This window comes from Streptomyces sp. YS-3, from assembly GCF_045257485.1.
In the GTDB taxonomy this organism is placed as follows: Bacteria; Actinomycetota; Actinomycetes; order Streptomycetales; family Streptomycetaceae; genus Streptomyces.
The window spans coordinates 1-8,226 of sequence record NZ_JBJHPC010000331.1 but is presented as its reverse complement, the minus strand read 5'-3'; the positions used below and the strand labels follow the sequence as shown (position 1 = coordinate 8,226).

The 8,226-nt window shown below is 71.2% G+C and carries 15 protein-coding genes; all 15 read right to left on the bottom strand.

From position 1 onward, the window contains the following. The coding region (locus tag ACJA3G_RS23915; protein ID WP_406555089.1) for a DUF5133 domain-containing protein at positions 1-221 on the bottom strand (221 nt) is incomplete at its 3' end. Between the two features lie 151 nt (positions 222-372). Continuing rightward, entirely contained in the window at positions 373-549 is a 177-nt protein-coding gene (locus ACJA3G_RS23910) for a CsbD family protein (protein WP_406555088.1), read from the bottom strand. A 133-nt stretch (positions 550-682) separates the two neighbouring features. Further along, positions 683-859, bottom strand: a complete 177-nt coding sequence (locus tag ACJA3G_RS23905; RefSeq protein ID WP_406555087.1) for a hydrophobic protein — start codon at positions 857-859, stop codon at positions 683-685. Between the two features lie 107 nt (positions 860-966). Next, entirely contained in the window at positions 967-1,953 is a 987-nt protein-coding gene (locus ACJA3G_RS23900) for a cation diffusion facilitator family transporter (protein WP_406555086.1), read from the bottom strand. Next, entirely contained in the window at positions 1,950-2,270 is a 321-nt protein-coding gene (locus ACJA3G_RS23895) for a gas vesicle protein K (protein WP_406555085.1), read from the bottom strand. The genes ACJA3G_RS23900 and ACJA3G_RS23895 overlap by 4 nt, the downstream gene beginning before the upstream one ends. After that, on the bottom strand, positions 2,267-2,551 hold the full coding sequence (locus tag ACJA3G_RS23890) for a gas vesicle protein (RefSeq protein WP_406555084.1): 285 nt from the start codon (positions 2,549-2,551) through the stop codon (positions 2,267-2,269). The genes ACJA3G_RS23895 and ACJA3G_RS23890 overlap by 4 nt, the downstream gene beginning before the upstream one ends. Continuing rightward, complete coding sequence (locus ACJA3G_RS23885) at positions 2,529-3,326, bottom strand: GvpL/GvpF family gas vesicle protein (protein ID WP_406555083.1); 798 nt, start codon at positions 3,324-3,326, stop codon at positions 2,529-2,531. Before ACJA3G_RS23885 ends, ACJA3G_RS23890 begins: the two co-directional genes overlap by 23 nt. Continuing rightward, the gene (locus ACJA3G_RS23880; protein WP_406555082.1) at positions 3,319-3,681 is read right to left on the bottom strand and encodes a gas vesicle protein; all 363 of its coding nucleotides are present in this window, start codon (positions 3,679-3,681) and stop codon (positions 3,319-3,321) included. The genes ACJA3G_RS23885 and ACJA3G_RS23880 overlap by 8 nt, the downstream gene beginning before the upstream one ends. Then, a complete protein-coding gene (locus ACJA3G_RS23875; RefSeq protein WP_406555081.1) occupies positions 3,681-4,853 on the bottom strand; it encodes an SRPBCC family protein in 1,173 nt (390 codons plus the stop codon). The genes ACJA3G_RS23880 and ACJA3G_RS23875 overlap by 1 nt, the downstream gene beginning before the upstream one ends. Beyond that, a complete protein-coding gene (locus ACJA3G_RS23870) occupies positions 4,846-5,394 on the bottom strand; it encodes a DNA primase (RefSeq protein WP_406555080.1) in 549 nt (182 codons plus the stop codon). Before ACJA3G_RS23870 ends, ACJA3G_RS23875 begins: the two co-directional genes overlap by 8 nt. Further along, complete coding sequence (locus tag ACJA3G_RS23865; RefSeq protein ID WP_406555079.1) at positions 5,391-5,627, bottom strand: gas vesicle protein GvpG; 237 nt, start codon at positions 5,625-5,627, stop codon at positions 5,391-5,393. Before ACJA3G_RS23865 ends, ACJA3G_RS23870 begins: the two co-directional genes overlap by 4 nt. A 25-nt stretch (positions 5,628-5,652) precedes the next feature. Beyond that, a complete protein-coding gene (locus ACJA3G_RS23860) occupies positions 5,653-6,369 on the bottom strand; it encodes a GvpL/GvpF family gas vesicle protein (RefSeq protein ID WP_406555078.1) in 717 nt (238 codons plus the stop codon). Further along, positions 6,366-6,782 carry a gas vesicle structural protein GvpA gene (locus tag ACJA3G_RS23855; RefSeq protein ID WP_406555077.1) on the bottom strand — a complete coding sequence of 139 codons (417 nt, stop codon included), beginning with the start codon at positions 6,780-6,782 and terminating at the stop codon, positions 6,366-6,368. Before ACJA3G_RS23855 ends, ACJA3G_RS23860 begins: the two co-directional genes overlap by 4 nt. A gap of 81 nt (positions 6,783-6,863) precedes the next feature. Beyond that, positions 6,864-7,178 carry a gas vesicle protein gene (locus ACJA3G_RS23850; RefSeq protein WP_406555076.1) on the bottom strand — a complete coding sequence of 105 codons (315 nt, stop codon included), beginning with the start codon at positions 7,176-7,178 and terminating at the stop codon, positions 6,864-6,866. A 58-nt stretch (positions 7,179-7,236) separates the two neighbouring features. Next, on the bottom strand, positions 7,237-8,226 hold a 990-nt coding region (locus tag ACJA3G_RS23845), incomplete at its 5' end, for a transketolase family protein (protein ID WP_406555075.1).

Sequence of the window (8,226 nt, the reverse complement as noted above, 5' to 3'; positions counted from 1 at the left end):
AACGGGGGGCGTGGCGCGGGGCGGCCGAGGGCGAGGTAGCGCTCGGCGGCGTGCACGGCCTCGCGTGCCGTGCGCTCGCCCATGAGCACACAGAGCGTGTAGGCGGTGTCCTCGAAGCGTCTGCGCAAGGCCGGCTCGTGGGGCTGTACCAGGACCGCGCGCTCGTGCGCCCGGTAGTGCGAGAGCAGCCGCGCGAGGGTCTCCTTGTCGGGCAGCAGCATCATGTCCTCCTGAACATGGGGCGGGCCCAGCCCACCCATCCTGACCGGGTTCGGCGAACCGCGCGAGCCGTAGGGCTGCGCTCCGTGACGGGCCATGACGAAGGGGCCCCGCGAAGTGGCCTTCGCGGGGCCCCGCAGCACCGGGAGCCGGTTACTTCTTGAAAGCGTCCTTGGCCTTCTCCTTGGCCTGCCGCAGATCGCCCTTGGACTTCTCGGTGCGGCCCTCGGCGGTCTTGCTCTCGTTCCCGACCGCGCGGGCCACCGTCTCCTTGACCTTTCCCTTGGCCTGCTCGGCCTTCGCCTTGGCCTTCTCGTTCTTTGCGGTCACGGTAATCACACCCTGATCTCTGGGAATTCGGCGGTCACGTCCGGGCCGGCCGGGCCGGTTCTCGAACGCGTACATCAACAACGTGTACCTCGGATCTGCGGGCCGCGCGCCGGGAATTACTCCGGAAGTCGCGTCACCAGCGGTACCAGCGGCCCCGGCGTCCACGGCCGCCACCGGCGGCGGGACGCGCGACAAAGCCGACGAGCCACAGGACGAGTACGACGAGGGCGACCCACCACAGAATCTGGAGTGCGAAACCGGCGCCGAAGAGAAGCAGCGCGAGCAGCAGAACGACAAGAAGGGGAACCATGCTATGCACCTCCGTCAAATCGAGTGCCCCCGCCCGGCCGTGTCATGCACGGTGAATTCCGGACAGGGGCCCTTTCCCGGTGAATAGGAGCCGGGCAGAGATCGATTTCAGGCGATACGTTCGCCGCGCGCCCGGGCGTCGGCCGTGGGCGCGTCCGTCACGTCGAGGAAGACCTGGTCGGCGTCCGGCCAGATATTGGCCACCGAGGCTTTGATGCGCTCGCAGACCAGCTCGATCCGCTCGCTCTCCATCCCCGGCATCAGATCCACCCGGGCCGCCACGAGCGCGGAATCGGTGCCCAGCCGCATGGTGAGCAGCGCCTCCACGCTGTCGATCTCCGGCTGGGCGTCCAGCAGCGCCCGGATGCGGTCGCGCATCTCGGGATCGACCGCCTCGCCGATGAGCTGGTCGCGGGCCTCCTTGCCGAGCCGGTACGCCACGTATCCGAGGAGCACACCGATGGCCAGCGAGGCCGAGCCCTCCCATACCGACTGCCCGGTCGCCATGTGCAGGGCCATTCCGATCATCGCGAGGACGACGCCGAGCACGGCCGTGCCGTCCTCCGCGACCACCGTCCGCAGCGCCGGGTCGTGCCCGATGCCGCCGGGCTGCCCGCGCACCTGGTGCAGGGCCCGCAGCAGCGACCCGCCCTCGGCGACGAGGGCCACGGCGAGGACGGCGAGACCGGCGATATAGCCCGAGTGCGACTCATGGGCCCCCGAGCGCAGGGCCTCGATGCCCTGGAAGACGGAGAAGCAGCCGCCCATCACGAAGATGCCCACGGCGGCGAGCAGGGACCAGAAGAAGCGCTCCTTGCCGTAGCCGAAGGGGTGGCGGCGGTCCGGCGGACGGCGGCTGCGGCGCAGCGCGGCCAGCAGGAAGACCTCGTTCATACTGTCCGCGACGGAGTGTGCGGCCTCCGAGAGCAGCGCGGGCGAACCGGCCACGACGCCGCCGGCCGCCTTCGCCGCGGCGATGAGCAGGTTCGCGCCGAGCGCGACGAGGACCGTGAGACGGGTCCCGGAGTCCTTGCTCCCGCCCGACCCGGCCGCCCCGCTCTTCCCCGCCGCCCCGCCGTCACCGTTCCCGCTCACCGCACGCCCTCCCCCTCACCGCCGTCGCCCGCCGAGGCCTCCACGGGCAGCAGCGGGCCGAGCGGACCGAGGTCGATGTTGAGGTCCTCCGGCCGCAGCCCGAACTTGGACCTGAGCTCGCCCATCCGGTCCTCCAGGAGCATCAACGTCAGGCCGATGCGCTCTTCCTGGTCCTCCGTGAGCTCACCGGTCTCGACCCGCCGCAGGGCCTGACGTTCCATCAGCTGCCGTAGCAGCTCGACCACGGTCAGGACCAGCCGCGCCAGATCGCGCTCCACCGTGTCCGGGTCCAGCTCGACCCGCCTGGGCCCGCTCATGAGCCCTCCCCGGGAAGGGCGCGCGGGTCACCGGGCGCCGGCAGCACGGGCGGGTCACTCTCGTAGTCGCTCTCGAAGCCGCTCTCGAACGGCGAGGGGACCCGCGCGCTCACCGAGCTGACCAGGGCGTTGAGGTCGATCCGGACGAGGTCCACATCCGCGATGCGCAGGGTGAGGTCGCCCGCGAGGATCACGCCTCCCGCGAGCAGCCGGTCGAGCAGGTCGACCAGGGCGACCTGCCGCTCGGCGGGTACGCCCTCAGCCGATACCGTCCGGGTCACCACTTCCTCCTTCCGCGTCCAGGGCCCCCGCGAACGAGTACGGCGCCCAGGGCCCCGTCACCTCGACGCGTACGCCCTCGACCCTCGACCTGTGCCGCTCGACGAGACCGATGAACTCCGCGCTGCGCTCGCGCGGTACCAGATAGGCGGCGTTGAGCACGTTCTCGCCGGACTGCCCGGAGACCCGCGCGCTCTGCGGCCGGTGCAGCCGCTCCGCCTCGGCGTGCCCGGACAGCTCCTCGTGCAGATCGCGGGAGAGGAGGCCCGCCTGGCGCCAGGTGTCGTCCCGGGCCTGGCGCTGGCCGAGCCTGCGGCGCAGGTAGTCCCGCCCGGTGGCGGGCTTGCCCGCGGGCGCCGCCGCGGGCTCGGGTCCCGGGGCGTCCGCGTACACCTTGACGCCCCACTCGACCCGTCCGTCCAGCCGGTCCAGGGCCGCGGTGAAACTGTCGTGCCCGGAGTCGAGGAGCCGGCGCACCCCGCTGGTGTCCCGGCACACCGTCGCGAGCCGCAGCGGGACCGCGCACGTCACCGAGGACAGCGCGGCCACCACCGCCTGATGGGTGCGGGCGGTACCGGAGAGCCAGTCCAGGTCCTCCAGATGCCGGCGCAGCGGCGCGGCGTCGAAGTCCTCGACGGGAACCGGGCTCGCCGCCGCGCACAGCCCGTTGTGGACGATCAGCCGCGGCGGCTCGCCGTCCAGAGCGCGTACGCCGTCGGGCAGTACCCCCTCGAAGGGCCGCACGACCGCGTACACGTACCAGAGCGCCTCACTCATCGCGCACCGCCTCCGGCCGTTCCTCACCCTTGGCCTCACCGGCGCCGTAACGGCTCTCCAGTTCGGCCACCCGGGCCTGCAACTGCTCGTTCTCCCGGGCGAGTTCACGGCGGCGGGCGGCGCCGGAGAGCGCCGGGTCGTCCTCCCACCAGTCGATTCCCATCTCCTTCGCCTTGTCGAGGGAGGCCACGATGAGGCGGAGTTTGATGGTGAGCAGCTCGATGTCGAGGAGATTGATGCGGATGTCCCCGGCTATGACGATTCCCTTGTCAAGGACGCGTTCGAGGATATCGGCGAGGTTCGCGCTGCCGCCGTCCGACGCATACGGATCGGAGAGCCGTCCCGGGGTAGTCATCAGCGCCTCCGCGAACCGGTCTTGGCGGGCCGGCGCCCGGATTCCTCGGGCTCAGGCTCCTCCGCCTCGTCCTCTTCCCACTCGTCGCCGTACTCGACGGCCTCGTCCTCGGGAGCGTCCCGCGGGACGTCCTCGTCCTCCGGAAGGTCCTGGTCCTCCTCGGGCTCCTGGTCCTCCTCGGCGTCCTCGGACTCCTCCGGTTCCTCGTCGTACTCGCCCTCCAGCGGCTCCTCGTCGTCATAGGCCTCCTCGTAGGCGTCCTGCGAGGCCTTCTCGCCGCCTTCCGGCTCCTCCTCGCGCGAGGACCCCTCGTGCGAGGCGTCGCGCGTCTCCTCCTCGCGCTCCAGCGCGTCCTCGTGGCTCAGGACGACCTCGCCGTCGCGGATCTCACCGCGCCAGCCGTCCGGGGCCTCGCCGCGCAGGGCGATGTGCCGGGCGAAGTTCTTCAGGTCGAGCCGGGCCCGGCGGCCCTGGGCGCGCCAGATGTTGCCGGTCTTCTCGAACAGGCCCTTCGGGTAGTACTCGATCACCAGCAGCACCCGGGTGAGCGAGGCGCCCAGCGGGTGGAAGGTGACCACACCCTTGGTGGTGCCCTTGGCGCCCTCCGAGGTCCAGGCGATCCGCGAGTCCGGGATCTGCTCGGTGGTGTGCGCCTTCCAGCTGCGGGTGGACCAGAAGACCTTCAGCTTCCAGTCGGACGTGGTGTCGTCCGCGCTCTCCGCGCTGCGCACACCCTTGGCGAAGTGCGAGAACTCCTGGTACTGCGTCCACTGGTCATAGGCGTCGCGGACCGGCACACCCACGTCCACCGACTCCATGATGACCGTCGGCTTACGGCCGCCGCCGCTCTTGCCGCGCTTGCCGCCCAGGTTCTTGAACGCGTCCGTGACATTCTCCTTGAGGTGGTCGGCGCCCAGCTCCAGGGCGGCGCGCATCGGCCCCTTGCCCTCGGTGAGCTTGCGCCCGCCCTTCAGGGCGAGATCGGCGAACCCGGGGCTGCGCCCCTCGGCGATGTCGTTCAGCTTCACCGTGGACTCGCCGAGCTTGCGCCCGATGCCTATCAGTGCCCGCTCCAGCTGGGCGAGCGCGAGGGACTGGAGTTCGGTTTTCAGGCGGTCGGTGACCGCGCTGTCGACCAGGCCCGTCCCCTGCTTCCTGTCGTTCTCACTCACGGTCGCGACCCTCCTTCGCCTCGGCGCGCTCCGTGGAGCGGGACTTGGTGCCGGTGGTCCGGCGTGCCGCGGTCTTCTTCGCGCCGACGGCTCGGCGGCCCGGCTCGGACTTCTTCGCCGCCGACTGCGCCTTCTTCGCGGGTGCGGACCGCTTCGCCCGGTCGGCGGTCTTCCTGGCGGGGGCGGAGGCCTTCTCGGCCTTCTCGCCCCCGTCCTTCGCCACCCCGGACACCCGGTCCTGGACATCGAGGGTGCGGTCGTGCAGCCGGTCCGCGAGTCCCTCCAGCCGCTTGTTCACCAGGGCGCCGGTCGCCGCCTTGCCCACCCCGCGCAGGTCCTGGCGGAGCTGGTCGCCGATCTCCTTGAACTGGGGGTTGTTCTCCAGCTGCCCGGCCGCGAACTGTGCGAGCGCCCCGGGGCTGAGCTTGAGGCGCTTGCCGAGCACCATGGTGCCGATGCCGAAAGCGAGCTTGGCCTTCTTGGTGCGACCGAGCACATAGCCCGCGCCTACCGCGAGCCCTACTGCCAGCCGGTTGTTCATCGTGAGGGATTCCTGTTCTCCAGCCGGTCGAGGAGCTCGTCCTCGCGGCGGTCGAACTCGGCCTCGTCGATCTCACCCGCCATCAACTTCTCTTCCAGCGCGGCGAGTTCGTTACGTATGGCCGAGGGGTCGTAGTACTGCTGCTCCGCCTGCGCCACCACCTGCTCCAGCACCCAGAAGGTGCCGCGCACGGGTGCCGCGGGGAGCAGCAGCAGCTCTTTGATCAGGCCCACGCGGGCCTCCCGTCGGTCGGGCCCGTCACTCCGTGAAGCTGTACGGAGGCAGCGGGCCGTGTACCTGGACGACGAGGTGCGGCGCCTCCTTGCGCAGCGTCTCCACGGCCGCGACGAACTCGTCGGCGCGATCCCGGGAGACCAGGAAGGAGAGGTTGGCCAGCCAGCCGGTGGACTGCGGGCCGGGCCGCTGCTCCTCGGCGGCGCCCTCCAGGGCTTGCTGGAGCAGGGTGGCGTCGCGGGACTCGCGCTGCTGCACGGCCGCGGCGATCCGCTCGCCCAGTTGCAGCTTCTGCTCGTAGGTGCCGCCGCCCGCCTTGCGGTTGGCCTCGCTCATGGCGCGCAGCTCGGCGCTCTCCGAGAGCACCTGGTGCAGCACGGCCTCTTCGTCGTGGGCGGCCTTGATGTTGTACTCGACCCGGCCCTCCAGGGCCTTCAGGCGCTCCAGGTACCGCTCGCCGTGCTCGGCGAGCGCCGCCCGTACCGCCTCGTCGTCGGGGGAGACGCCGCCGAAGCGCATCGGCAGGACCGCACCGCCCGCGCCCGCCTCGGCGAGCACGCTCTGATGGGCCATCAGGTCACGTCGCTTGGGCCGCAGATCCTCGGGCGCGTCGCTGACCAGGGCGATCAGCTCGCCCTCCGCGACCGTGCGCACCGGGCGCGGGGGATCCCCGACGCCACCCATCTCCTCGGGCAGCCGCGTGTGCGTGCGGTGGGCGATCCCGTAGACGTACGTGGTCATTCCTGCTCCTCCTTACGGCGCGCGGCGGTCCGCCGGCGGGGTCGCTGCTCCGGCTCGGATTCCTCACGCGCCTGCTGGAAGGCGTCGGAGATGGTCTGTGCGGCGCCCGAGAGCGCGCCCTTGGACTTGCCGCGTGCGCCGGATTCGGTGATCTCGCCGACCAGGTCGGGCAGCCCCGGGCTCTTGCGCGGGCCGGCCTCCAGGTCGAGGCGGTTGCACGCCTCGGCGAAGCGCAGATAGGTGTCGACGCTCGCGACGACCACGCGTACGTCGATCTTGAGTATCTCGATGCCGACCAGGGAGACGCGTACGAACGCGTCGATCACGAGCCCTCGGTCCAGTACCAGTTCAAGGACGTCGTAGAGACCACTGGTCCCGCCGCTGCCGCCCTGTTGTGCCGGGACAACCGTCATGGTGTCCGGTCCTCCTTCGCTGTCAGTGGTATGCGGTCGGATGAAGCCGTGTGGTTCCGGGGGAGGGTGTTCCGCCCGGGATCACGTGTTGCGGTCGGCCCGTCCCCGCTCGTACCGGCGCAGTCGCCGGTAGCCGGTCAACTCGCCGTGCGGGTCCAGCTCCACCTCGTACGAGGCGAGCAGACTCATGGTGTCCGGGACCCGGGCGAGTTCCAGGACCTCGACGCGCAGCAGCCAGCCGTCCTCGGAGCGTTCGAAGGAGGAGACCGACTCCGCCTCCATGCCGGTGAGTTCGGCGAGCTGGGCCCGGGCGCCGCGCAGCACGTCCATCGCGCCGGGCAGGTCCTCCTGGGCCTTGCGCTTGTTTCCGGACTGGTTCTCTGATGTGTTCGCCATGGCTCCTCGCGTGTGATGTTTTCCGGGTTGCCCCGCATCGGCGGAGCAAACCCGCCGATCAGCTGGTGACGACGCGCTCGTACAGGACGCGGACCGTCGCGGTGACGGACGCCGCGTCGATGCCGGCCTCGGCCAACTGCTCCTCGGGGGTGGCGGAACCGGGCATGTTCTCGACGGCGAGCCGGACGAGCCGGGGCATGGGGCGGCCGTCGGCGAAGCACTCCGCGACCGCGTCGCCGATGCCGCCCTGGGAGTGGTGGTCCTCGACGGTGACCAGACACCCCGTCAGGGCGGCGGCCTCCTGGAGCACCTGCTCGTCGACCGGCTTGACCGAGTACAGGTCGATCACCCGGACCGGGATGCCGCCCGCCTCCAGCGCGTCCGCCGCCTCCAGCGCCTCGTGGACGGTGGCGCCCGCCGCGACCAGGGTCACCTTGTCGTGCGGGGAGGCCCGCAGCACCTTGGCGCCGCCGATGGGGAACTCCTCGTCGGGCCCGTAGATGACCGGGCTGTCGCCCCGGGTGGTGCGCAGATAGCGGATGCCCTCGCCGTCCGCGGTCGCCGCGACGAGCTTCGCCGTCTGGTTGGCGTCGCATGGGTAGAGCACCGTACTGCCGTGCACCGCGCGGAACATCGCCAGGTCCTCCAGGCCCATCTGCGAGGGCCCGTCCTGCCCGATGGCGACTCCGGCGTGCGAGCCCGCCACGGTCATCGAGGCCCGGCTGATCGCGGCCATCCGCAGGAAGTCGTGGCCGCGGGTCAGGAACGCGGCGAAGGTGCAGGCGTACGGGCGCCAGCCCCGCCTCGCCATGCCCACGGCCGCCGCCAGCATCTGCTGCTCCGCGATGTAGCACTCGAAGTACCGCTCGGGGTGCTCCTTGGCGAAGAGCTCGGCCTTCGTCGAGTCGCCCACCTCGCCGTCGAGCACCACCACGTCGCCGCGTGCCGTGCCGAGCGCGGTGAGCGCCTGGCCGTACGCCGTGCGGGTGGCGACCTTGTCGCCCACCTCGTAACGGGGCAGCTCCGGACTCCCGGACGAGGGCCGGGG

Coding starts and splice junctions, on each gene's coding strand:
- ACJA3G_RS23905 (WP_406555087.1), bottom strand. CDS start 859: ATGGTTCCCCTTCTTGTCGTTCTGCTGCTCGCGCTGCTTCTCTTCGGC.
- ACJA3G_RS23895 (WP_406555085.1), bottom strand. CDS start 2,270: ATGAGCGGGCCCAGGCGGGTCGAGCTGGACCCGGACACGGTGGAGCGC.
- ACJA3G_RS23885 (WP_406555083.1), bottom strand. CDS start 3,326: ATGAGTGAGGCGCTCTGGTACGTGTACGCGGTCGTGCGGCCCTTCGAG.
- ACJA3G_RS23880 (WP_406555082.1), bottom strand. CDS start 3,681: ATGACTACCCCGGGACGGCTCTCCGATCCGTATGCGTCGGACGGCGGC.
- ACJA3G_RS23870 (WP_406555080.1), bottom strand. CDS start 5,394: ATGAACAACCGGCTGGCAGTAGGGCTCGCGGTAGGCGCGGGCTATGTG.
- ACJA3G_RS23860 (WP_406555078.1), bottom strand. CDS start 6,369: ATGACCACGTACGTCTACGGGATCGCCCACCGCACGCACACGCGGCTG.
- ACJA3G_RS23855 (WP_406555077.1), bottom strand. CDS start 6,782: ATGACGGTTGTCCCGGCACAACAGGGCGGCAGCGGCGGGACCAGTGGT.
- ACJA3G_RS23850 (WP_406555076.1), bottom strand. CDS start 7,178: ATGGCGAACACATCAGAGAACCAGTCCGGAAACAAGCGCAAGGCCCAG.